General features: G+C 63.8%; 23 protein-coding genes. 7 read left to right on the top strand and 16 right to left on the bottom strand.

Annotation, left to right across the window (positions count from 1 at the left end):
• Positions 1 to 23: 23 nt before the first annotated feature.
• The 8 genes from BM408_RS03760 to BM408_RS03725 form a co-directional block, all read right to left on the bottom strand.
• Positions 24 to 896 (bottom strand): ABC transporter permease, encoded by an 873-nt coding sequence (locus BM408_RS03760; protein ID WP_092126969.1) that lies wholly within the window; start codon positions 894 to 896, stop codon positions 24 to 26.
• Positions 897 to 899: 3 nt separating this feature from the next.
• Positions 900 to 1,841, bottom strand: a complete 942-nt coding sequence (locus BM408_RS03755) for an ABC transporter permease (RefSeq protein WP_092126967.1) — start codon at positions 1,839 to 1,841, stop codon at positions 900 to 902.
• A 29-nt stretch (positions 1,842 to 1,870) separates the two neighbouring features.
• Entirely contained in the window at positions 1,871 to 3,370 is a 1,500-nt protein-coding gene (locus BM408_RS03750; protein ID WP_092127361.1) for an ABC transporter substrate-binding protein, read from the bottom strand.
• An 89-nt stretch (positions 3,371 to 3,459) separates the two neighbouring features.
• Complete coding sequence (locus BM408_RS03745) at positions 3,460 to 4,509, bottom strand: ABC transporter ATP-binding protein (RefSeq protein WP_092126965.1); 1,050 nt, start codon at positions 4,507 to 4,509, stop codon at positions 3,460 to 3,462.
• Positions 4,506 to 5,537, bottom strand: coding sequence for an ABC transporter ATP-binding protein (locus BM408_RS03740; protein ID WP_092126963.1), 1,032 nt, complete (start codon positions 5,535 to 5,537; stop codon positions 4,506 to 4,508). Before BM408_RS03740 ends, BM408_RS03745 begins: the two co-directional genes overlap by 4 nt.
• The gene (locus tag BM408_RS03735) at positions 5,534 to 6,253 is read right to left on the bottom strand and encodes a DUF1028 domain-containing protein (protein WP_092126961.1); all 720 of its coding nucleotides are present in this window, start codon (positions 6,251 to 6,253) and stop codon (positions 5,534 to 5,536) included. Before BM408_RS03735 ends, BM408_RS03740 begins: the two co-directional genes overlap by 4 nt.
• Positions 6,254 to 6,467: 214 nt before the next feature.
• On the bottom strand, positions 6,468 to 6,692 hold the full coding sequence (locus BM408_RS03730) for a 2-hydroxymuconate tautomerase family protein (protein WP_092126958.1): 225 nt from the start codon (positions 6,690 to 6,692) through the stop codon (positions 6,468 to 6,470).
• Between the two features lie 53 nt (positions 6,693 to 6,745).
• Positions 6,746 to 7,489, bottom strand: coding sequence for an SDR family NAD(P)-dependent oxidoreductase (locus BM408_RS03725; protein ID WP_092126956.1), 744 nt, complete (start codon positions 7,487 to 7,489; stop codon positions 6,746 to 6,748).
• A gap of 193 nt (positions 7,490 to 7,682) precedes the next feature.
• On the opposite strand from BM408_RS03725, the gene BM408_RS03720 reads away from it, so the two are divergent.
• On the top strand, positions 7,683 to 8,603 hold the full coding sequence (locus BM408_RS03720; RefSeq protein ID WP_092126954.1) for a LysR family transcriptional regulator: 921 nt from the start codon (positions 7,683 to 7,685) through the stop codon (positions 8,601 to 8,603).
• An 8-nt stretch (positions 8,604 to 8,611) separates the two neighbouring features.
• On the opposite strand, the gene BM408_RS03715 is transcribed toward BM408_RS03720, so the two are convergent.
• Both BM408_RS03715 and argE read right to left on the bottom strand, forming a co-directional pair.
• A complete protein-coding gene (locus BM408_RS03715) occupies positions 8,612 to 9,571 on the bottom strand; it encodes a tripartite tricarboxylate transporter substrate binding protein (RefSeq protein ID WP_092126952.1) in 960 nt (319 codons plus the stop codon).
• A 46-nt stretch (positions 9,572 to 9,617) separates the two neighbouring features.
• Positions 9,618 to 10,838 carry an acetylornithine deacetylase gene (argE, locus tag BM408_RS03710; RefSeq protein WP_092126950.1) on the bottom strand — a complete coding sequence of 407 codons (1,221 nt, stop codon included), beginning with the start codon at positions 10,836 to 10,838 and terminating at the stop codon, positions 9,618 to 9,620.
• Positions 10,839 to 11,013: 175 nt separating this feature from the next.
• On the opposite strand from argE, the gene BM408_RS03705 reads away from it, so the two are divergent.
• Positions 11,014 to 11,523 (top strand): DUF1993 domain-containing protein, encoded by a 510-nt coding sequence (locus BM408_RS03705; RefSeq protein ID WP_092126948.1) that lies wholly within the window; start codon positions 11,014 to 11,016, stop codon positions 11,521 to 11,523.
• 51 nt (positions 11,524 to 11,574) lie between these two features.
• Here the strand turns inward: BM408_RS03705 and BM408_RS03700 are convergent, their stop codons facing one another.
• The 3 genes from BM408_RS03700 to BM408_RS03690 form a co-directional block, all read right to left on the bottom strand.
• Positions 11,575 to 12,171: a hypothetical protein gene (locus tag BM408_RS03700; RefSeq protein WP_092126946.1), complete on the bottom strand. Its 597-nt coding sequence runs from the start codon at positions 12,169 to 12,171 to the stop codon at positions 11,575 to 11,577.
• A gap of 306 nt (positions 12,172 to 12,477) precedes the next feature.
• Positions 12,478 to 12,945 (bottom strand): DUF4864 domain-containing protein, encoded by a 468-nt coding sequence (locus BM408_RS03695; protein ID WP_092126944.1) that lies wholly within the window; start codon positions 12,943 to 12,945, stop codon positions 12,478 to 12,480.
• Between the two features lie 72 nt (positions 12,946 to 13,017).
• On the bottom strand, positions 13,018 to 13,899 hold the full coding sequence (locus BM408_RS03690) for a PhzF family phenazine biosynthesis protein (protein ID WP_092126942.1): 882 nt from the start codon (positions 13,897 to 13,899) through the stop codon (positions 13,018 to 13,020).
• Between the two features lie 79 nt (positions 13,900 to 13,978).
• Here BM408_RS03690 and BM408_RS03685 point away from each other — a divergent pair, with 79 nt between their 5' ends.
• A complete protein-coding gene (locus tag BM408_RS03685; RefSeq protein ID WP_092126940.1) occupies positions 13,979 to 14,434 on the top strand; it encodes a TspO/MBR family protein in 456 nt (151 codons plus the stop codon).
• A gap of 27 nt (positions 14,435 to 14,461) precedes the next feature.
• Complete coding sequence (locus BM408_RS03680) at positions 14,462 to 15,235, top strand: SGNH/GDSL hydrolase family protein (RefSeq protein ID WP_254774691.1); 774 nt, start codon at positions 14,462 to 14,464, stop codon at positions 15,233 to 15,235.
• A gap of 23 nt (positions 15,236 to 15,258) precedes the next feature.
• Here the strand turns inward: BM408_RS03680 and BM408_RS03675 are convergent, their stop codons facing one another.
• Positions 15,259 to 15,495, bottom strand: coding sequence for a hypothetical protein (locus BM408_RS03675; RefSeq protein ID WP_092126936.1), 237 nt, complete (start codon positions 15,493 to 15,495; stop codon positions 15,259 to 15,261).
• A 168-nt stretch (positions 15,496 to 15,663) separates the two neighbouring features.
• Between BM408_RS03675 and BM408_RS03670 the strand changes: the two genes are divergently transcribed.
• Positions 15,664 to 16,326, top strand: coding sequence for an alpha/beta hydrolase (locus tag BM408_RS03670; protein WP_092126934.1), 663 nt, complete (start codon positions 15,664 to 15,666; stop codon positions 16,324 to 16,326).
• A 101-nt stretch (positions 16,327 to 16,427) separates the two neighbouring features.
• On the opposite strand, the gene BM408_RS03665 is transcribed toward BM408_RS03670, so the two are convergent.
• A complete protein-coding gene (locus BM408_RS03665) occupies positions 16,428 to 17,717 on the bottom strand; it encodes an MFS transporter (protein ID WP_092126932.1) in 1,290 nt (429 codons plus the stop codon).
• A 61-nt stretch (positions 17,718 to 17,778) separates the two neighbouring features.
• On the bottom strand, positions 17,779 to 18,549 hold the full coding sequence (locus BM408_RS03660; protein ID WP_092126930.1) for a hypothetical protein: 771 nt from the start codon (positions 18,547 to 18,549) through the stop codon (positions 17,779 to 17,781).
• Positions 18,550 to 18,905: 356 nt separating this feature from the next.
• Between BM408_RS03660 and gshA the strand changes: the two genes are divergently transcribed.
• Entirely contained in the window at positions 18,906 to 20,477 is a 1,572-nt protein-coding gene (gshA, locus tag BM408_RS03655) for a glutamate--cysteine ligase (protein ID WP_092126928.1), read from the top strand.
• 247 nt (positions 20,478 to 20,724) lie between these two features.
• A complete protein-coding gene (locus tag BM408_RS03650) occupies positions 20,725 to 21,324 on the top strand; it encodes a chalcone isomerase family protein (protein WP_092126926.1) in 600 nt (199 codons plus the stop codon).
• The last annotated feature ends 23 nt before the right edge of the window (positions 21,325 to 21,347 follow it).

Raw genomic sequence — 21,347 nt, 5'->3', positions numbered from 1 at the left:
GAGTGAATGCCTTGCGGCATGAATTATTTGTGCTTGGGGTCCAGCGCGTCGCGCAGGCCGTCACCCAGCAGGTTGAAAGACAGCACCAGCAAAAAGATGGACAGGCCGGGCCAGATCGCCATCCAGGGGGCATTGTCGACGTAATTTTTGGCGGTGTTCAGCATGCTGCCCCAGCTGGGCGCGGGCGGCTGCTGGCCCAGGCCCAGGAAAGACAGGCTGGCCTCGGCGATGATGGCCGAGGCAATCGCCAGCGAGGCCTGCACGATCAGCGGCGGCAGCACATTGGGCAGGATGTGGCGCAGCGCGATGCGCCAGTGCGGGTTGCCCACGGCACGCGCCGCCTCGACAAAATCCTCCACCTTCATGGCCAGCACCTGGGCCCGCGTCAGGCGTATGAAGATGGGCGTGGCCGACACGCCAATGGCGATCATGGCGTTGCTGAGGCTGGGGCCCAGAAAGGCGGCCAGCGCGATGGCCAGGATCAAAAAGGGCACGGCCAGCATGGCGTCGGTAAAGCGCGAAATCAGGCTGTCCGTCCAGCCGCCTACATAAGCCGCCAGCAGGCCGACCGGCACACCCAGCGCCATGGAAATACTGACCGACACCAGGCCCGCCAGCAGCGAGGCGCGCGCGCCCCACACCACACGCGACAGCACGTCACGGCCAATCTCGTCGGTGCCAAACAGGTATTGCATGCTGGGCGCCTTGCGTACCGCGCTCCAGCTGGTGGCGACGGGGTCGTAGGGTGCGATCCACGGAGCGAACAGCGCCAGCACCACAAACATCACCACGATGGCCAGGCCCAGCATGGCGCCGCGGCGGCGCATCAGGCGGCGCAGTGCGCGCTGCGCCGGGGTGGCCTCACGCGGTGCGATGGTGGGAAGAACAGCGCTCATGCCTTAACCCCTCAGCCGCGGGTTGACGACAAAATACGCCAGGTCGGCCAACAGGTTGAGCAGGATGTAGACGCTGGAAGTAAACAGCACCACGCCCTGCACCACCGCATAGTCGCGGTTGAACACCGCGTCCACAATCAGTTTGCCGAAACCGGGAATCGAAAACACCTGCTCGGTCAGCACCGCGCCCGACAGCAACGTGCCGAACTCCAGCGCGCCCAGCGTGATGATGGGCGTGAGCGCATTACGCAGTGCATGCTTGAGCACCACACGCCGCTCGGTCAGGCCCTTGGCGCGTGCGGTGCGGACATAGTCGGCATTGAGCACCTGCAGCATGGCGCTGCGCGTGTGGCGCATCAGCACGGCGGCAATCGCATTGCCCAGCACAAAAGCCGGCATGATCATGGCCGCCAGGTTGGCCCCGAGGTCTTCAAACGGGCTGACATAACCCGAAGCCGGCAGCCAGCCCAGCTGCACCGAGAACACCAGGATCATCAAAATGCCCAGCCAGAAGTTGGGCGTGGACAAGCCCCACAGCGCAATCACATTGGCCAGGTAGTCCCAGGCCGAGTCCTTGCCCACGGCCGAAACAATGCCGGCCGGGATGCCGATCAGCAGCGCGATGACCATGGCCATGGCTGCCAGCTGCAGCGTGACCGGCAGCTTTTCCTTGATCAGGTCCAGCACCGGTTGCTGGATGCGCATGGACTCGCCCAGGTCCCCATGAAACACGCCGGAAATCCAGTAGCCGTAGCGCACCGGTAGCGGCTCGTCGAGGTGCATCTTCTTTTGCAGGTAGGCGATCACCTGCGGGTCCTGGTCTTCGCCGGCCAGGACGGACGCGGCATCACCGGGCAGCAGTTGCTGCAGCCCGAAGATGATGACGGTGACAAAAAACACCGTCGGGATGATCGCGGCAAGCCGCTTGAGCAGGTACTGGAGCATGAAAAGTGGTGGCTGCCTGTTTTACGTCATTACATCTTCAGGCCCTGGGGTCGCACCAGGCCGTCAGGCACGGCGCGCATGCCGGTGATCTTCTTGTTGTAGGCCCACAGCCAGTTGCGGTGGAACAGGTAGACCACGGGTTTGACCTTTTCCGCTTCGGCGGCCAGCGTCGCAAAGACCTTGATGCGGCCGGCAGTGTCCAGCGTGTTGCGTGAGCGGTTGAGCAGCTCGTCCCACTGAGGCCGGCATTCGCCGCTGTAGTTCAGCGGCTGCTTGCAGCCGTAAAAGCTGAACAGGTTGCCGTCCGGGTCGGCGCGGCCGCTCCAGGCCAGCACGTAGGCGTCGAACTGGCCCTTGTCCGCCAGGTTCAGCGAAGTGGCGAATTCGGTGGACTGGATCTTCACGTCAAAGCCGGCCTCCTTGGCCATGGCCTGCACCACCTGGGCCACGCGCTGGGCATCAGACGTGGTGGGCGTCATCAGCGTGAAGCTCGGGTTGGGCACACCGGCTTCTTTCAGCAGCTGTTTGGCACGCGCGACATCGCGCTTGGGAATGGGAACGTTCTTGGCGTAAAAGCTGTTGCTGGGCGGCACCCACTGGTTGCCCGGCGTGGCTTCGCCGTCCATCGCGACCTGCACGATGCCGGCGCGGTCCAGCGACAGCTCAAAGGCTTCGCGCACGCGCGGGTCGCGGCCCAGCGGGTTCTTCTGCGCCTGGTCGCTCTTGCCGGTGTTGATGGTGATGCCCTGGTAGCCCAGCTCGGTGATGCGCGAGAAGGCGAGTTTTTTGTCGGCCTTGATAGAGGCGATGTCCGACGGCGCGACGCGCTCGATGAAATCAAGCTGGCCCGAGCGCAGGTTGGCCAGGCGCACGGTGGCGTCCACGATGGGCTGGAAAACGACCTTGTCGAAATGGATGTTGGCCTTGTCCCAGTAACCGGCGTAGCGTTCCAGCACGATGCGGTCCTGCGCCACGCGTTCGGTGAACTTGAAGGGGCCGGAGCACACCGGCTTGGTGCCGAAGTTGGTGGGTGCAGCCTGCGCGGCCTTGGGCGAAACCATCATGCCGGCGCGGTCGGCCAGCACGCTGAGCAGCGGCGAGAAAGGCGCGCTGAGGTTGATCTTCACGGTGAGGTCGTCGATCACGTCCACCGTGGTCACGGGTGCCAGCTCGCCTCGGCGATTGGAGCCTGCGAGGTTTTTATGGCGGTCGATGTTGAACTTCACCGCAGCCGCGTCAAACTTTTCGCCGTCATGGAAGGTCACGCCGCTGCGCAGCTTCATCGTCAAGGCCTTGTTGTCGGCCGACCATTGGTAGGACGTGGCCAGCTGCGGCACGATGTTGAGTTTTTCATCGATGTCGACCAGTTTGTCGCACAGCGAGGAAAACACAATGCGGCTCACGAAGCTGCGCGCCAGCGTCGGGTCCAGCACGTCCGGGTCTTCGGCCAGGCCTATGCGCAGGGTTTGGGCCTGCGTCGCGCAGGCGGTGGCGGCCAGTGTCAGGGCCAGCAGAATATTCTTGCTCATGGTTTTTCCTTCACGGTTGTCGATTGCGATGATGGGTTGCTTGATTGGCTGCCTTGCGCCCGGAATCCTGGTGAACATCGTGGTCTCCATCAGGCTGCTTGCGCATGAAAAGCCGCCTGGAGCCGGAGCAGCCTCTCGTTTACAACGGCGCCGCTTGTGATGCTGGCGGGCGTCTTGATCTCTTCCCAGAAATGGCAGGCCACGGCGTGGCCGCCTTGCGAACGCAATACGGGAACTTCTTCCGCACAGCGGTCGCGCGCATGCGGGCAGCGCGTCCTGAAGCGGCAGCCCGAGGGCGGTGTGATGGGGTTGGGCACATCGCCTTGCAGCAGCGTGCGTTCGCGCTTGAGGCCGGGCTCCGGCACCGGAATGGCCGACAGCAGGGCTTGCGTGTACGGGTGGCGCGGCTGCGCGAACAGGCTGTGTTTGTCGGCGTATTCGACGATCTGCCCGAGGTACATCACCGCCACGTGCGAGGCGATGTGTTTGACCACGGCAAGGTCATGCGCAATAAAGACATACGCCAGGCCCAGTCGCCGCTGCAAATCCTGCAGCAGGTTGACGACCTGCGCCTGGATGGACACGTCCAGCGCGGACACGGCTTCGTCGCAGACGATGAGCCGCGGCTCCACTGCCAGCGCACGTGCAATGCCGATGCGCTGGCGCTGGCCGCCTGAAAATTCGTGCGGGTAGCGCTGCAGGTATTGCGGCGCCAGGCCCACCAGGTCCAGCAGCTCGGCGGCGCGCTCGCGGTGCCGGCCGCGCGCCAGGCCATGCAGGGCCAGCGGTTCGGTCAGCGCCTGCTCCACCGTCATGCGCGGGTTGAGCGAGGAATACGGGTCCTGGAAAATCATCTGCAACTCGCGGCGCTTGGCGCGCAGGCGGCCGGCGGGCAGCGTCATCAGGTCCTCGCCGTCAAACCAGACCTGGCCGGAGGTCGCATCCAGCAGCCGCAGCACCAGGCGGCCCACGGTGGACTTGCCGCAGCCCGATTCACCGACCAGCGCCATGGTCTCGCCGGCATTGAGTTCAAAGTTCAGCCCATCAACCGCATGCACAACCGCTTTGGAACGGCTGAACAGGTGCGAGCGCACCGGGAAGTGTTTGACCAGGTTTTCGACGCGAAGCAGTGCCGTCACAGCGCCACCTCGTTCGGCACGGCGGCCATTGTGTTGTGCCTGGTTGCCATGTCGGCTTCCAGTGGCGCGCGCCAGCAGGCCGCTTCATGGCCGCCGCCCATGTCCATCAGCGGCGGCACTTCCTGCTTGCATTTGTCTATGGCAAACGGGCAGCGCGGCGCAAAGCGGCAGCCATCCATGCGCGTCATGGGTGTGGGCACCTGGCCTTCAATCGCGTTGAGTCGGTCCTGCGCCAGGTGCAGCTTGGGGATGGAGCCGAGCAGGCCTATGGTGTAAGGGTGCTGCGGCTGGTCGAAGAGCCGGGCCACGGGCGCGCGCTCCACGATCTTGCCGGAATACATCACGGCAACGTCGTCGGCCAGCTCGGCAATCACGCCCAGGTCGTGTGTGATCAGGATGATGGCTGTGCCGGTTTCCTCGCGCAGGGTGCGCATCAGGTCCAGCACCTGGGCCTGGATGGTGACGTCCAGCGCGGTGGTTGGTTCGTCGGCAATCAGCAACTGAGGCTCGCAGGCCAGCGCCATGGCGATCATCACACGCTGGCGCATGCCGCCCGAAAGCTTGTGCGGATATTCGTCGATGCGCTGCTCGGGCGAGGGTATGCGCACGCGGCGCAGCATAGTGATGGCATGCTCCCTGGCCTCAGCCGCGCTGATGTCGCGGTGGCAGCGTATGCCTTCGATCAGCTGGTCGCCTATCGTGAAGGCCGGGTTCAGCGAGGTCATGGGCTCCTGGAAAATCATGGCCATGCGGTTGCCGCGCAAGGTGCGCATCGCGTCCGGCTCCAGCGTGGCCAGGTCGGTGCCTTCAAAACGGATGGAGCCGGCCGAGACCCGCCCCTGGCCCTTGGGCAGCAGGCCCATGATGGACAGCGAGGTCACACTTTTTCCGCAGCCCGATTCACCGACGATGCCCAGCGTGCGGCCTGAGGCCACCGAAAAACTGATGCCGTCTACCGCGGCAAATTCGCCGCCGCCTTCGAGCTTGAAACTGGTGCGCAGGCCGCTCACCTCCAGCAATGCCGTCATTGAGCCGCTCCGCTGCGCTGCGCGTGAAAGCGTGTGATCTCGGCCTCGATCACCGCGCGGTCGGTGACGCCTGCGGGGCTGCGGCGCGAGGGCAGGCAGGTGCTGAAGGGCTGGTAGCGCTCCAGGCTTTTGTCGTAGAGCCGGCGCAGCTCCTGGATGGGTTCGGCGTGGTCGTCCACGCGGATGTCCAGCGCGCAATAGTCTTCGGTGGTGTAAGTCAAAAGTGCTGCGGCCTGCTTGCCGCGCTTGTCGCCGCCCGCGGCCTCGCCGGCTGCCAGCGCGACGATCAGGCGTTCGGCAAAGGGCAGGCTGGCATTGGCTTCATAAGCCCGGGCCGTGGCTTCGATCACCTGCGGGCCGGCCAGCATATTGCCCGCGACGGAGTAACCCTCGCCGGCCGTGTGGCCGCACCAGTCGATGCAGGCGCTGCCCGTGTGGGCCGCAGCCTGGCCGTTCATGCCGATTAAATGAAGTTGCCTGTGGTCACGGCCTTCGTCGGCTGATGTCAGGCGTTCAATGATGGCGGCGGGCGCGAGGCCTTGGGCCAGTGCGTCCAGGGCCGGTGCGGCATAGAGGGGGTTGACCAGCGCCTGTGTGGCGAGCGCACCCACGCCACTGCGGGCGTGCGGGCACAAAGCGCCCACGGCAAAAAATTTGCTGGCAACTGCCACGCCAAACGCGCCCGATGAATCGCGCGCGATGAGGGACCAGGTCATGTCAAGCTTTCGTCAGCAGCTGCGCCCTTGGTGAGGCGTCTGGCGTGCTCCCCGGAAACAAAAACCGCGATTCGCGATTTCCATCTTGCAACGGATAACGCATGAATCGTGCCATGGACCGGCAGATCCGTGTCTCGCGGACCTGCCGGCCAAGCGGGAGTCTATTCCATCTTGAAGCTATTTGCTTCACGCCGTGGTCGGCGATCCACGGGGGTTAACCCGCTGCTTTTTTTGCCGCGGCTTCGCGCTTGCGCACCGTTGTCACGTTCTCGCGGGCGACACCCCAGTTGTCGGTCTCGACCTCATCGATGATCACAAACGTGGTAGCCGGGTTTTTGTTGAGCACCTTGACCAGCAGGTCGGTGACACCTTCGATCAGTTGCAGTTTTTGCGCCGGTGTGGCGCCTTCGCGGGTGATGCGGATATTGACATAAGGCATGGCAGAAACTCCTCAAGTTGTGGCGTGGTCGCCGATGGATGAACAGGGATGGTTTACCAGGTTCCGGCCGAAGCGCCGCCGTCCACCGCCAGCACAACACCGGTGGTGAACTGTGCGTCGGTCAGGTAGAGCACAGCGTCAACGATGTCCTGCGTGACACCGGTGCTGGCCGTTGGTGCCAGTGTCTTGAAGAAGGCCCGCGTGCCTTCATCGTCGCTGTGCATGGGGGTGGCGATGATGCCGGGCGCGACGGCGGAGACCTTCACGTTCGACGAAGCCAGCTCCAGCGCCAGTGCACGGGTTGCGTTGTTCAGGCCGCCCTTGATCAGCACCGGCAGCAGCGCAGGCACTTTCATGGTGGGTTGCATGGCAATGCTCGCGGTGATGGTCACGATGTGGCCCTGCTTGTTCTGGGCCATGTGTTTGGCGGCCTGCTGCGAGGGGTAGAAGAAGCCCTTGAGGTTGGTGCCGACTATGGTTTCCAGGTCGTCCTCGGTGTAGTCCACCAGCGGCTTGGCGGTAAAGATGCCGGCGTTGTTGATGAGGATGTCGACCTTGCCAAAGGCGGCAATCGCTTTGGCAAAGAGGGCTTTGGCGGTAGACGGTTGGGCGATGTCACCCTCGACACCGACGAAGTTGGCCGGGTTGCCGAGTTTGGCCGCAGCGGCTTGCAGGCGTGCGGCGGTGCGGGCATTGCCGACCACGTTGTAGCCGCGCTTGAGGTAAGCCTCTGCCAGAGAGAAGCCGATGCCGCTGGATGCGCCGGTGATGACGACGGTTTTGTTGCTGTTGCTCATTTCAAAAGTCCTTTACTGGTTGACGAAACGGTGTGGAGTTCACGATGAATTCCTGCGCCGAACCGGGGTGAATGTGTTGTTCGTCTCGGTGAGATGAACTGTATTGATGCGGTAGAAGAAGATAAATACAGGTTTTTTCAAATTACCTGATACATGGTGTAATGAATTGGCGAAAAACTGGCCAAGGACCACCATGAAACGCAACTTCGACGACCTGCTGCTCGGCAGCATTGAACTCTTTTGCCTGGCGGCTGAACTCAGCAGCTTTACCGCCGCCGCAGCGGCAGCGAGCGTGACGCCCGCGGCGGTGAGCCGATCCGTGTCGCGGCTGGAAGAAAGGCTGGGCGTGCGCCTCTTTGTGCGCACAACGCGGCAGATCAGGCTGACCGATGCCGGCCGTGTGTACTTTGAGCAGTGCCACCAAGCCTTGTCGCAACTGGTGGATGCTGAGCGCCTGGTGACGGGCGAGCAGGCCGCACCGGCCGGCCTGTTGCGCATCAGCATGCCGACGCCTTTTGCGCATTACCGCGTGCTGCCGCTGTTGCCGAAATTTCGCAAGCTGTATCCGCAAGTGCAGCTTGATGTGCACCTGAGCAACCGCAACATCGATTTTGCAGATGAGGGCTATGACCTGGCGATACGCGGGCGGGCGCCCGACGATTCCAGCTTGATTGCGCGCAAGCTCGAAGACGCGGAGCTGGTGCTGGCGGCTACGCCTTCATACCTCAAGCGCGCGGGCAAACCCAAGACGCTGGAAGACCTGCAAAAGCACGAATGCATCCAGTTTGAACTGCCCAGCACAGGCCGCCGGATTCCATGGACGTTTCAGGTGGAGGGTAAGGACGTTGATGTTGCGACCCCGGGCAGCTATTGCTGCTCCGAAGATGTGCTGGGCGTTGCCACCCTGGCGCGCAGCGGCGCGGGCCTGGTGCAGACCTACCGCTACATCCTTGAGAAAGATTTGAAGAGCGGCGAGCTGGTCGAGTTGCTACCGCAGTTCGGCGGCAGCTCGCGGCCCTTCATCCTGCTGTATCCGCATGCGCGGCATCTGTCATTGCGCGTGCGGACTTTTGTGGAGTTTCTGGTCGAGAACCTGACGCCGGCCAGGCGTTGACCGGAAAACTATTCGACCTTGGCGCCCGAAGCTTTCACCACTTCCGCCATGCGTTTGTAATCCACGGCCAGCAGCTTGGCAAAGTCGGCATTGTTCATGGCCAGCGGTTCAATGCCTTGCTTGTCGAGGCGCTCCAGCACCACCGGGTCTTTGAGGACCTTGGCCACAGCCGCGTTGACGCGGTTGATTTCCGCTGCCGGTGTGGCTGCGGGGCCCAGCAGGCCGAACCATGAATCGAACTGGTAGCCGGGCAGGCCGCTTTCGGCAATGGTCGGCACATCGGGCAAATATTTGGAACGCTTGGGCGAGGTCACGCCGATCAGGCGGATGCGGCTGTCTTTGGCAAAGGCCAGCGCACCAATGCTGGCTGCGATCACGGCTTGCGCGCGGCCCGAGATCACTTCGTTGATTGCTTCGCCCGTGGCCTTGAGCGGCACATGCACCACGTCGATGCCGGCGAGGCCGTTGAAGTAGGCCATGGACAGGTGCGTGGCGCTGCCGACACCGGCGGTCGCGTAGTTGAGCTTGCCGGGGTTGGCCTTGGCATAGCGGATGTATTCGGCTGCGGTTTTGGCCGGCACGTCGGGGTGAATCATCAGCACGTAGTCGGCCGTGCCGATGTGCGCCATGGGGGCGAAGTCTTTTTGCGGGTCGTAGCTGAGCTTGGTGTAAAGCGTGCCGGCAATGTTGTGGCTGGCCGCGCCCAGCACCATGGCGCCGCTGTCGGGCGGCGACTTGGCGACATAACCCGTGCCCACGGTGCCGCCGGCGCCGGGCCGGTTTTCGATGATGACGGTCTGGCCCAGCGCCACGCCGAGTTCGGTAGACATGGCGCGCGCCAGCAAGTCCTGCACACCGCCCGCCGCGAAGGGCACCACGATGCGTGCGATCTTGGGGTTGGCCTGCGCCAGTGCGCCGCCTGCGGCAAGTGCCAGGCCGGTGCCCAGGAAATCTCCGCGTTGCATCATGAATGTTCTTTCGGTTGAGGTGAGGGTTGCGATATCGGTTCGGTGTTCAGTTCACGCAGATCTCGTCGGCCAGGCGGCGCATAAAGCGTTCGCACCAGGCGAGTTGATCCAGCGTGACCCATTCATTGGGCTGATGTGCCTGAGCGATATGGCCGGGGCCGCACACGATGGTCGGCACACCGGCCTGATGGAACAATGCAGCTTCCGTGCCAAAAGAGACCTTGCCTGCGCCCGAGCTCGCATCGACATCCGCGCACTTGAAGCACAGCTGCGCGATCTCGCTGTCGGCATCCGTTGCAAAGCCGGGCAGCACCGAGTTGAGTTTGTGGGTGATGCCGGTATCGGCCGCCACCGCCTGCATGGCCGGGATAAGGCTGTCGGCAAAGGCCTTGGCTTCATTGAACAACTCCACCGGCGAATTCATGTGGTGGTGGCGGATCTCCCAGGTCACATCGCAGTCGCGCGGGATGATGTTGAGCGCGGTGCCGCCTGCGATCACGCCGGTGTGGATGGTGGTGTGCGGCACGTCGTAGATCGGGTCGAACGGGCCTTCCTTGACCAGGCGCTTGTGCATGGATTTGAGGTTGGCAACAAACTCGCAGGCAATCTCTACCGCATTGACGCCCAGCGGTGTGAGCGAAGAGTGCGCTTCAAAGCCGCGCACGGAAGTCTTGTAGGCATGCTTGCCCTTGTGCGCAATCACCACCTGCATGCCGGTGGGTTCACCCACAATGCAGCCGGCGGGTTTGTAGCCTTGGTCCACCATGTCGGCGATCAGCCGGCGCACGCCTATGCAGCCAACTTCTTCGTCGTAGCTGAAGGCCAGGTGCACCGGGCGTTTGAGTTTGCGCTTGAGCAGCTCGGGCACCATCATCAATGCAGTCGCGCCGTAGCTCTTCATGTCGGTCACGCCGCGGCCGTAGAGCTTGTCGCCGATGATTTGCGCGGCAAAGGGGTCGGTGTTCCAGGGTTGGCCGTCGACCGGCACCACGTCGGTGTGACCCGACAGCACCAGTCCGCCCAATTTGGTTTCGCCGTTTTCCGCGGGCAGGGTGGCCCACAGGTTGGCTTTTTTGCCGCTGTCGTCGTAGGTGCGGCGGCATTCGATGCCCAGCGCTTCGAGCCGCGCCTGGGTCCAGTCGAGCAGGGGCAGGTTGGAGTCGCGCGAGACGGAGGCAAAGGACACCCATTTTTCAATCAGCGGCAGGGCGGCGAGGTCAGCGGCCTGCACGGATTGGCGGGTGGCGGTGGGGAGAGGGGCGTTCATGGTGGGGCCTTTTCAGGACGGCGGATGGGCGGCAGGTAGGGGGCGAAAATTGGTATGACAGCATACTATTTTGCGGCCGGCCGGGCCATTCATGCCAATGCGGCGAGAATGCAGGGCGCCGCGCCCAGCGCGCGTGCAACCCGATCACCCCACTGAACCCTACCGAAAGCATCCCATGACCAGCAGCATCTACACCACGTCCATCCCCGTCTTCAAGCAGATGCTGGGCGGCCTGAAGGACGTCCTGGCCAAGGCGGAAGCCCATGCTTCCGCCAAAAAGATCGATCCGAACGCGCTGCTGCAGGCACGTCTTTTCCCCGACATGTTTCCCTTGCTGCGCCAGGTGCAGGTGGCCACTGACTTCGCCAAGAGCGTGTCGGCCCGGCTGGCCGGTGTGGAAGTGCCCAAGGTCGAAGACAAGGAAACGACGTTTGCCGAGTTGCAGGCGCGCATCGACACGATTCTTGCCTTTGTCGAAGGGCTGGATGTGAAGAAGTTTGATGACGCCGCCGTGCGCGAAATCATCACGCAAGCCGGCACACCGAAAGAAAAGCGTTTTACCGGCCAGTCGTATTTGCTGAACTACGGCTTGCCGCATTTTTTCTTTCACACGACGACGGCGTACGCCATCCTGCGCCACAACGGCGTGGAGATCGGCAAGAAGGATTACATCGGCACCTATTGATGCGCTGAGTGCCGAAAGTGCCGTGAGTACGGCGGATGCCGCCTCGCCGGCTCAGCGCGGCGGCAATATCTGCGGCTGCGTTTTTTCGTAGTTGCCGGCGGCGTCGGCTCCGCGCACCAGCATGTCGGCATCCCGTATGGCAAACATGCGGGCAAGATCCTGCTTGAGATCGGCCTGCGCGCCGGACTGGACGGGCCGGTTCTCCCACACTTTGTGGTCGGGCAGTTCCTGGTAAGGGCAGCTGTCGCCGACTTCAAACTGCCAGGAGATGCCGTAGAGCCAGGTGCTGGCATGCGGCTCAAAACGGGTAATGTCCACCATCAGCGATTTTTCAAACGCCAGCGCGTAGGTCAGCATGCGCAGGTCCCACTGCTTCATGATGATGCGCAGGTACATGCCTTCGCCGCGGCTGGCGCTGGAGACCAGCAGCATCTGGCAGTCCAGCCAGTGCACCGGGATGCCGTGGCGGCGCATCGAATCCTTCAGCAAGACCTGGATCAGCTGGCGGCGCAAGGCGTTGGCGGACCCGTCCTCGATGGTGGCGGGGCCTTCGCGCGGCGGCTCGCTGACAGCGGGAGCGGGCGCTGCATGGCTTTTGTGCTTGGCACGGCTTTTGATGCCGAACAGGTGCTGCAGGCTGAGATTCATGGTATTTCCCCTCGCCCCGCGCATGCTTTCGACAAATTCCGGCCGGCACGCGTGAGATTGATAAATGTTACAAAGTGTTATCAATGTCGGCGATGCAGGTCACCCGGTCAAGGCTGCCCTCCTTGTGAAAGCGGCACTTTTTCATGAAACACGCGGGCGTTTTTGCTTAGTCTTGTAACAATTGGCTACAAGTGCCAAAAAGTACACAAAGCGCAAAAACCGCCCCGGCGGCCGGATGCACGCGCTTGCTTATTCCGGCGCCGAAGTGGGCCCGAAAAACCCGTACCGGGTTTTCGCAGCAGCACGTCAGGCCATGCGGCCTTTGTTTTCCACCACCACGCAGCCCGTGATGCGCCAGGCCTTGTTGCCCTGCCGCTGCAGGCTGTAAACCGCCAGCCATGACGTGCCCTGCGCATCGGCCATCTGCACGCGCTGGATCACCTGGTCGTCTTTGCCCTCCGGCTTCAGGAAGGCGACTGACGAGGGCCGGTACACAACGGGGTAGTCGCGTCGCACCATCGCGATGAAGGCTTCGGCCGTGCCCACGGCCTTGCGTACATTGGGCGCGGCAAAAGAAAACGCCGTGGCCGCGTCGTCCTTCGCAAACGCCGCCAGCTGGGCCTGCACCACGTCGCGCACGCTCTTTTCGTCCGCCGCCGTCAGCGGCGCCGCGCTCGCCGTCATCGCCATGCACAGCAGCCACAGCGCGGCAAGGAGGCGGGTGACGTCGTGAAAGAAGTGGCGAATGAAGTGGCGGGAAGGGCTGGCGGTCATGAGGTCAATCTTTGCGGATGGATTAGCGTGGATGCTGAAGATACGCGGTATGGCGCCGGCTGGATGTACGGCCTACAGAAACTCGCCGCGCGCCAGCACCACCACACCGCTGCTCACCAGCATTTCGCCGACTGCATTGGCCGCCACCGTGATGCGGCTGGGGCGGCCCACAAAGCGGCCTTGCTTGAGGGTGATGGTCTCGCTGGCCGTTGCGGCGCGGTGGTGCCGGAGGTAGGCGCCCACCGGCCCCGCAGCGCTGCCGGTGGCGATGTCTTCTACCAGCCCGGCGTTGTCCCAGGTGCGGCCCTCGCGCGCCGTCACATCGAGCACGTAGGCGAACTTGGCGCCTGCGGTGGCCAGCAGCGATTCGAATTCCGGGTGCACGATCTTCGCGCGCTCCAGCCCGCCTGCCGCGGGCACCAGCAGGTAGGGCAGGCCGGTCGACACCACCTGCAGCGGAAAGCGCACGTCGAGTTGTGATTCCTCAAGATTGAGCGCAGCGAGAAAAGGCCGGCTGTCGGCGCGGCTGAGCGGCGGCTGAAAGCTGGCCGCGCCCTGGTTCATGCTGGCGTCGTAGGTGGCCGGTTTGCCCTCGTGCCGCGTGGTGTTGAGCTTGACGGCCCGCGTGCCCAGCATCAGTGTCCATTCGGCATCGGCTTGCCGCGGCGCGTGCAGGTGATGCAACAGGCCCGCCGCACCCAGCAGGGGATGGCCGGCGAAATCCAGCTCTTCTTCCATCGTGAAAATGCGCGCCTCAAACCGGCTGCCGGGGCCGTCGGGCGACAAAAAAATGCTTTCGAACTGCCGCATCTCGGTGGTCAGGCGCTGCATCACGCGGGCAGGCAGGGGGCTCTCGGGCAAGAACACGGTCAGGCCGTTGCCGGCCAGCGCTTCATGGGTGAAGACGTCGACCTGGTAGTAGCCGAGGCCGTGCAAGGAAGGGGTGGTGGTCATTGCGGGGCTCCTCTCGGGATTATGGCGGTGGCGTCCTACCCGGGTATCAGCGCTTGCGGCCAGAGGCGGCGCAACGCCGATGGTAAAAAAAACCATCCCCACTTTTTCCGGGCAATCCGCCGGCTTCTTTATGGACAGCACCAGCAGCGCCGCGTGGTACGCGCAACTCGCCAAACCTTTTTTTGCGCCCCCGGCTTCCGTTTTCGGCCCGGTGTGGACGGTGCTTTACCTTGTCATCGCCGTCAGCTTTGGCTATGTGTTGCTGCAAACGCTCAAGCGCCGCCTGCCGTTCAGCGTGCTGCTGCCCTTCATCCTGAACCTGGTGTTCAACCTGGCTTACACGCCCATCCAGTTCGGCCTGAAGAACAACGCGCTGGCCAGCGTGGACATTCTGCTGGTGCTGGGTACGCTGGTATGGGCGATGGTCGCGGTCTGGCGGCGCGTGCGCTGGGTGGCGCTGGTCAACATTCCCTATCTGCTCTGGGTGGCGTTTGCCACCGTGCTGCAGCTCAGCATCACCTGGATGAACCGCTAACCGCCATACACCCCCAACACACCTGCCATGCCACACACCCACACCATCTTGCACCGGCGCCCCCGCATGCTGCCCGTCATCGCGTTGATCGCCGCGCTCGCTGTGCTGACCACATCGGGGTGCGCCGTCTGGCGCATCCGCCAGTCGGCCGAGCTTGCGCGCCAGAGCGAGCCCTTCGAAGCCTCACCCGCCGGGGCCATGGCCAGCCTGCTGGTGGTGGGCGACAGCACCGCCGTGGGCACCGGCGCGTCGTCGGGGGCAAACAGCGTAGCCGGGTTGATCGGGCAGGCACACCCGCGCCTGAAGATCACCAACCGCGCAAAAGACGGCGCGAAGTTTGCCGACATCGCCGGGCAGCTTGAGGCCCTGGGCGGGGAGCGGTTTGATGCCATCCTGGTGCTGGGTGGCGGCAACGACGTGATTCGCCTGACGCGCTATGAAAAGCTCGAGCAGGACATCGCGCGCAGCGCCGAGCTGGCGCGCACCCATGCCAATCTGGTGGTGATGATGCCCAGCGGCAATGTGGGCAGCGCACCCTTCTTTTTTGCACCGTGGTCGTGGCTGATGACAAAACGCTCGCAGGTGCTGCACGGCTTCGTGCGCGAGGCCGCCAAAGACAATGGCGCGCTGTATGTGAACCTGTACAAGGACAAAGCCGAGGATCCGTTTGCCCAGCGGCCCGATGAACTCAATGCCAGGGACGGGCTGCACCCCAGCGATGCGGGCTACCGCCTGTGGTGGAACGAACTCAACCAGCAGGCGGATTTTTCAAACAGGCTGGCAGCCTTGCGCCGCGGTTGAGAGCGGCTCCAGGTACGCCGGCTTCAGATCCCGAGCAGCTTCTTGGCGCCGCCCAGCGCTTTCATCGAGTCGTCGTGCTTGCCTTCCTTATGAAACTTCTCGCCCTCGGCGCGAAGGTCTTTGACCTTGGTCATGTCGGCGGGCGAGAGTTTCGGGTTGGTGGCGAGTTTGGCGTCGATGGCCTTCATCTCGTTGGGGCAGTTGTGGGCAAAGGCCAGTGAGGATGTGGCAAGCGCCACGGCGGCGATGATGAGTTTCATGCGAATCTCCGGCACGCGTCAGAAAATGCTGACTGAAAAATAGTAGCCCACTCGCTACGGTGCGGCAAGAGCGCTTGCCCGCCCTGCGGGGCTGCCCGCCTAGAATCCCGCATGGCCTCGGCCTTCCCGCTTTTCATTCCTTCCTGACCAACCTCAACGGATCCACGCATGTCCCTCCAAGTCATTGAAGCCCAGACGGGCGACAACCCTGTAGCCACCATCATCATCATGCACGGCCTGGGGGCGGACGGGCGCGACTTCCTGCCGATTGCCGAGCAGATTGATCTGCGGGACGTGGGCCCGGTGCGTTACCTCTTTCCCAATGCGCCGCAAATCCCCGTGACCATCAACGGCGGCTACGTGATGCCCGCCTGGTACGACTTGCTGGGCGCCGACCTGGTGAGCCGCCAGGACGAGCCCGGGCTGCGCAAGTCGCAGCTTGAAATCGACGCGCTGATCGAGCATGAAAAGTCGCGCGGCATTCCGGCCAACAAGATCGTGGTGGCGGGCTTTTCGCAGGGCTGCGCCATGGCGCTGATGACGGGCCTGCGGCATAAAGAACGCCTGGCCGGTATCGCGGGGCTGTCGGGCTATTTGCCGCTGGCCGACAAGACCGCCGCCGAGCGCAGCGCCGCCAGCCAGGACACGCCCATCTTCCTGGCCCACGGCACGCACGACGGCGTGGTGATCCTTCCGCGCGCCACCGCTACGCGTGATGCGCTTACTGACATGGGCTACCAGGTCGACTGGCATGAATACCGGATGGAGCACTCGGTGTGCCCCGAAGAGGTGATAGATCTGGAAGAGTGGCTGCAGCGGGTCTTGGCCTGAGTTTCCTGATTCTTCCAATGAAAAGTAGCTGAAACCCGCACGGCACTAGCGTAGCCAGCTCCTGAAAAGATAGCGGCCTATTTCAGGCCTTTTCAGGCCCTTCAGGCCGCTTGCCCCGCCACCGTTCCCCGCGCCATCTTCCGCACACGCCACAGCAGAAAAAACGCGATGCTGAAGTTCAGCAGGTTCCAGGCGATGCCGTTCAGAAAGGCTGCGTGGTAAGAGCCCGTCAGGTCAAACACTTTGCCCGACATCCAGCCGCCCAGCGCCATGCCCAGCAGCGTGGCCATGATGACCGTGCCCACGCGCGCGCCGGCCTCGGCAGGCTCAAAGTATTCACGCACGATGATGGCGTAGGCTGGCACCAGGCCGCCCTGGAACAGCCCGAACAGCGCGGCAATCAGGTACAGCGACACCAACCCGTCAAAAGGCAAAAACAGCAGCAGCGCAACGCCCTGCAAGACGGAGCCCAGCAGCAGCGTGCGCAGCCCGCCTATGCGGTCGCAGATCGCGCCCGACACCAGCCGGCTCACCACGCCGCAGGCCAGCATCAGCGACAGCATCTCGGCGCCGCGCGCCGCGCCGTAGCCCAGGTCGGTGCAGTACGAAACGATGTGCACCTGCGGCATAGCCATGGCCACGCAGCAGGCCACGCCGGCCACGCACAGCAGCAGCTGCGCCTTCCCTACGGAGAGGCCAAAGGGCATGCTGCTGACGGTTGCCGCGATGCCGCTGCTGCCCACGGCCGCAGCCACGGCCACCGGCGGGCGTTTGCGCATCAGGAGCGCCAGCGCCGTCATGGTCACAAAACTGAACAGACCCAGGCCCAGGTAGGTTTGCCGCCAGCCCACGGTTTCCACAAAGTGCTGCACGATGGGCGGCCAGATCGCGCCGCCCAGGTAATTGCCGCTGGCGCACACCGCCACCGCAAAACCGCGGCGGCGCACAAACCACAAGGAGGTGTCGGCCAGCAGCGGTGCAAAGGTCGCGGCCGAGCCGAGAAAACCGATGAGGAGGCCGTGCGCCAGAGAGAACATCCACACATTGCTGGACATCGCCGCCCCGGCGAAACCCAGGCCGAGGCCGGCGCCGCCTATGAGCAGCGGCACCATCACGCCGAAGCGGTCGGCCAGCCGGCCCATCATCACGCCGCCAATGCCAAAGCCGATCATCAGGAAGGTGTAGGGCAGCGAAGCGTCGGCGCGCGAGACGCCGAATTCGGCCTGCACCGCGGACAGCACCACCGCGATCACGTACATGCCGCTGGAGCCCACGGTCATCAGGGCCAGCGTGATGATGAGCCGCATCACGGCATAGCGTGAATCGGCAAGGGAGGAGGGGTCTTGTGGGGGCGCGGAGGAGGCCGGTGAAGGGGCGGATGGGGGGCTCATGGACGCCAAGCGTACACCAGCGCCTCACGCCCCGCAGGCCAGACCCGCAAGGCGCAGAAAACTACAGAGGCGAGGGCTGGGTCGACTCGTAGCCGACCGCCGGGCCGCCGTCGCCGCCTTTGCTGAGCTCCTGGTCGCGGATCTTGAAGAGGCTTTCCAGGTCTTTCATGGCGTCGCTGTCGGCGGTTGCTGCGGCGCGGGACGCGGATGGGGCGGGTGCCGGCTGCTGGGCCTGGCTTTGGCTCAGGGCCGCAATGATGGGCGCCGCAGCAGCGGCTGCGGTGGCTGCACTCATGGGCGCCGGTGCAAGCGCCGCCTGGCGTGCGGCCGATGCGGAAGCCGTGGCCGCCGGAGCTGCCATGTGCGATCTCTGGGGCGCCTCGGGCGCGGGCCTGGCCGGATCGGCCCAGAAAGACTTGTCGGGCATGGTGCGGTAGGGGCAGCTGTCGGCCACCTCCAGCTGCCACGAAATACCGTGCAGCCACTGCGAGGCCTGGGGCTCAAAGCGGGTGATTTCCACCATCAGTGCGGTCTGGAAGGCGTGGGCGTAGTTCAGTAGGCGGTCGTCCCACTGGCGCACCACCAGCCGCACATACATGCCGGGGCCGCGGCTGCGGCTGGACACCACCATCATCTGGCAGTCGATCCAGCGCGGGGGGATGCCGTATTTGCGCACCGCATCGCGCAGCAGCACCTGCACCAGCTGGCGCCGCGTGGCGTTGTCCGAGCCGTCTTCAATGGTGAGCGGGTTGTCGCGGCTGGATGCGGGCGCGCGCTGGGCGACTGCGGCCGTGGCACGGACACCAAACAGGCTGGCTATCAATTTTTTCATTTTGGGTGCGGGCTGATACCTTGCCTCTTACCGCATATCTGGCACACAGATTAAAAGTGTGAAGATTGTGTAACAGACAACATGTTACTGAATGTTTTTTATCGTCGTTCAGGTCATCTGACAAGTCAAGGACGTTTCTTCACGTTCGCGGCCTGGCGTCGCTCGCTTTCCACAATCAAAAGACTAAAGTGTGGATTTGTGCATAAAAAAGAGGCGTATGGCCGAAATCCGGCCAACGTGCACGCGCTTGCCGCCAGACCCCACCCGGACTGTGCTGGCAAGCCCCAGGGCGCCAGCGCAAAGCGCCGCGCTGTGATAACTTCCACGCCAATTCAAGACTCTGGGGGAATGACGATATGACCAAGTTGCAGGTGCCTGCGGGCCCGCTACAGGACCGCCTGAACGCGCTCACCCCGGCGCGCCTTCAGGGCATGCGCCGCGGTGTCGAGAAAGAAAGCCTGCGCGCCCAGCCCGGCGGCGGCCTGGCCCTTACGCCGCACCCGGCCGCCATGGGCTCGGCCCTGACGCACCCCAGCATCACCACCGACTTCAGCGAATCGCAGGTCGAGCTCGTCACCGGCGCGCACGCCAGGCCCGAAGACACCCTGCAGGAGCTCACCGAGCTGCACCAGTTCACCTACAGCACCATGAAGGCGCTGGGTGACGAGATGCTCTGGGTCTCCAGCATGCCCTGCGGCCTGCCGACCGACGAAACCATTCCGATTGCCCGCTTCGGCTCGTCCAATGTCGGGCGCGCCAAGAGCGTCTACCGCATGGGTCTGTCGCACCGCTACGGCCGGCGCATGCAGACTATCTCGGGTATCCACTACAACTGGTCGCTGCCGGGGGTCAGCAGCGAGCAGTACTTCTCGCTGATCCGCAACTTCCGCCGCCACGCCTTTTTGCTGCTGTATCTTTTCGGCGCGTCGCCCGCCGTGTGTTCAAGCTTTGTCGCCGGCCGCCAGCACGAGCTGCAAACCCTGAACAACGGCACCATGTATATGCCTTATGGCACCTCGCTGCGCATGGGGCGCCTGGGCTACCAGAGCGACGCGCAGGCCTCGCTCGCCGTCAGCTACAACAGCCTGGACGGCTACGGCGCCTCGCTGGAAGACGCGTTGACGCGCCCCTACCCGGCTTACGAAGCCGTCGGCATCCGCAACCCGGGCGGCGACTACAACCAGCTGGCCACCACATTGCTGCAGATCGAAAACGAGTTCTACGGCACCATCCGCCCCAAGCGCGTGATCTTCCCGGGTGAGCGCCCGCTGCATGCGCTGCGCGAGCGCGGCGTCGAATACATCGAAGTGCGCCTGATGGACCTGGACCCGTTCGAGACCGTCGGCATCAACGCGCAGACCATGCGTTTTCTCGATGTGTTTTTGCTGCACTGCCTGCTCAGCGACAGCCCCCGCGACACGCCGCAGGAGATCGCCGAACTCAAGCACAACCAGCACCAGACAGCGGCACGCGGCCGCGAGCCGGGGCTCAAGCTCAAGCGCGGCGGGCAGGAAGTCACGTTGACAAGCTGGGGCGCCGAAGTCGTGGCCCAGTGCGCACCGATTGCGGCGGCACTCGATGCCGCCCACGGCGGCACGCTTTACAGCGACACGCTGACGTCGGCCAGCGCCGCGCTGCTGGATCCTTCCACCCTGCCTTCGGCCCGCGTGCTGGCGGCCATGGCGGCCGGGCATGACAACTCCTTCATCAGCTTTGTGCGCGCGCAATCGCAAAAGACGCAGGCCATCCTGCAGGCGCAGCCGCTTACTTCAGAGCAGCTCGCCCGCTTTGCCGCCCTGACGGAATCCTCCATCCAGGAGCAGAAAAAGATCGAAGCCTCGGACACCATGCCGTTTGAGGTGTACCGGCAACAGTATGTGTCGGCCGAACGCCTGGGCATGCCGGGCCGAGAGGCTGTTGCGATCTGAGTCACTTCGGTGCGCCACGCGCGCAAGCGGCGCGTTGCTGGTGCGCGAGTGGTGATTTTTTTCGCGTCATTCGTGTTCACCGTACACGTTTGGTGCAAGGCCTGACGCCGGACTGACACCCACTGTGCGCGTCACACTGCGCAGCAAAAGATGAAACCCCGATGACAGAGTGCACACCCTAATTTCAGGGTGGGCCCACTGTTAGCCTTTCTTCAGAGCGCTTCTGCTCTGCACGTCAAAGGCATGTATGAAACATCTTTCCTTCACCACACTGGCCCTGTCATGTGCGCTGCCTTTCCTCTTCGCCGCGGCGCCTCTTCACGCAGCCGACGCTGAACGGCCCGGAGCCGCCTGGCAGCCCACACTGCAGTCCGGCGCGGCCACGCTGCAGCTCAACGGCGCAGGCGTTCGCCGCCAGGGCGCAAGCGGGCTTTACACCGCGGGCCTCTACCTCGATCAGAAACTCGCCACACCTGACGCAGTGCTGGCCAACGCCGGCGCCAAGCAGTTGCGTGTGGTCATGCTGCGCGATGTCAGCGCCGACCAGATGGGTGATCTGCTGGCGCGCGGCATGCTGGCCAATGCAAGCGACGAAGAGCTTTTGCGGCTGGCGCCCCTCTTGTTTCGCCTGGGCGAAATCCTGGGCGGGCAGAAACAACTGGCAGCCGGGGACAGTTTCCAGATCGACTGGCAGCCGGGGGCCGGCACGGCCATCCGCATCAACGGCCAGCTGCGTGGCGAGCCTTTCAGCGAGCCCGAAGCCTTTGGCGTGATGCTGCGCCTGTGGCTGGGCCCGCAGCCGGCGGACGGTGCACTGAAAAATGCCTTGCTGGGCCAACAGACATAGCGTTCTATTAGATCAGGAGCGAT

It is taken from the genome of Polaromonas sp. YR568 (assembly GCF_900116715.1).
Taxonomy (GTDB): domain Bacteria; phylum Pseudomonadota; class Gammaproteobacteria; order Burkholderiales; family Burkholderiaceae_C; genus Polaromonas.
This window is presented reverse-complemented; position numbering and strand designations above follow the sequence as displayed.

Excerpts from the sequence above, each read along its gene's own strand:
- BM408_RS03760 (WP_092126969.1), bottom strand. The coding sequence starts at position 896 with ATGAGCGCTGTTCTTCCCACCATCGCACCGCGTGAGGCCACCCCGGCG.
- BM408_RS03755 (WP_092126967.1), bottom strand. The coding sequence starts at position 1,841 with ATGCTCCAGTACCTGCTCAAGCGGCTTGCCGCGATCATCCCGACGGTG.
- BM408_RS03750 (WP_092127361.1), bottom strand. The coding sequence starts at position 3,370 with ATGAGCAAGAATATTCTGCTGGCCCTGACACTGGCCGCCACCGCCTGC.
- BM408_RS03740 (WP_092126963.1), bottom strand. The coding sequence starts at position 5,537 with ATGACGGCATTGCTGGAGGTGAGCGGCCTGCGCACCAGTTTCAAGCTC.
- BM408_RS03735 (WP_092126961.1), bottom strand. The coding sequence starts at position 6,253 with ATGACCTGGTCCCTCATCGCGCGCGATTCATCGGGCGCGTTTGGCGTG.
- BM408_RS03730 (WP_092126958.1), bottom strand. The coding sequence starts at position 6,692 with ATGCCTTATGTCAATATCCGCATCACCCGCGAAGGCGCCACACCGGCG.
- BM408_RS03725 (WP_092126956.1), bottom strand. The coding sequence starts at position 7,489 with ATGAGCAACAGCAACAAAACCGTCGTCATCACCGGCGCATCCAGCGGC.
- BM408_RS03720 (WP_092126954.1), top strand. The coding sequence starts at position 7,683 with ATGAAACGCAACTTCGACGACCTGCTGCTCGGCAGCATTGAACTCTTT.
- BM408_RS03715 (WP_092126952.1), bottom strand. The coding sequence starts at position 9,571 with ATGATGCAACGCGGAGATTTCCTGGGCACCGGCCTGGCACTTGCCGCA.
- argE (WP_092126950.1), bottom strand. The coding sequence starts at position 10,838 with ATGAACGCCCCTCTCCCCACCGCCACCCGCCAATCCGTGCAGGCCGCT.
- BM408_RS03705 (WP_092126948.1), top strand. The coding sequence starts at position 11,014 with ATGACCAGCAGCATCTACACCACGTCCATCCCCGTCTTCAAGCAGATG.
- BM408_RS03700 (WP_092126946.1), bottom strand. The coding sequence starts at position 12,171 with ATGAATCTCAGCCTGCAGCACCTGTTCGGCATCAAAAGCCGTGCCAAG.
- BM408_RS03695 (WP_092126944.1), bottom strand. The coding sequence starts at position 12,945 with ATGACCGCCAGCCCTTCCCGCCACTTCATTCGCCACTTCTTTCACGAC.
- BM408_RS03690 (WP_092126942.1), bottom strand. The coding sequence starts at position 13,899 with ATGACCACCACCCCTTCCTTGCACGGCCTCGGCTACTACCAGGTCGAC.
- BM408_RS03685 (WP_092126940.1), top strand. The coding sequence starts at position 13,979 with ATGGTAAAAAAAACCATCCCCACTTTTTCCGGGCAATCCGCCGGCTTC.
- BM408_RS03680 (WP_254774691.1), top strand. The coding sequence starts at position 14,462 with ATGCCACACACCCACACCATCTTGCACCGGCGCCCCCGCATGCTGCCC.
- BM408_RS03675 (WP_092126936.1), bottom strand. The coding sequence starts at position 15,495 with ATGAAACTCATCATCGCCGCCGTGGCGCTTGCCACATCCTCACTGGCC.
- BM408_RS03670 (WP_092126934.1), top strand. The coding sequence starts at position 15,664 with ATGTCCCTCCAAGTCATTGAAGCCCAGACGGGCGACAACCCTGTAGCC.
- BM408_RS03665 (WP_092126932.1), bottom strand. The coding sequence starts at position 17,717 with ATGAGCCCCCCATCCGCCCCTTCACCGGCCTCCTCCGCGCCCCCACAA.
- BM408_RS03660 (WP_092126930.1), bottom strand. The coding sequence starts at position 18,549 with ATGAAAAAATTGATAGCCAGCCTGTTTGGTGTCCGTGCCACGGCCGCA.
- gshA (WP_092126928.1), top strand. The coding sequence starts at position 18,906 with ATGACCAAGTTGCAGGTGCCTGCGGGCCCGCTACAGGACCGCCTGAAC.
- BM408_RS03650 (WP_092126926.1), top strand. The coding sequence starts at position 20,725 with ATGAAACATCTTTCCTTCACCACACTGGCCCTGTCATGTGCGCTGCCT.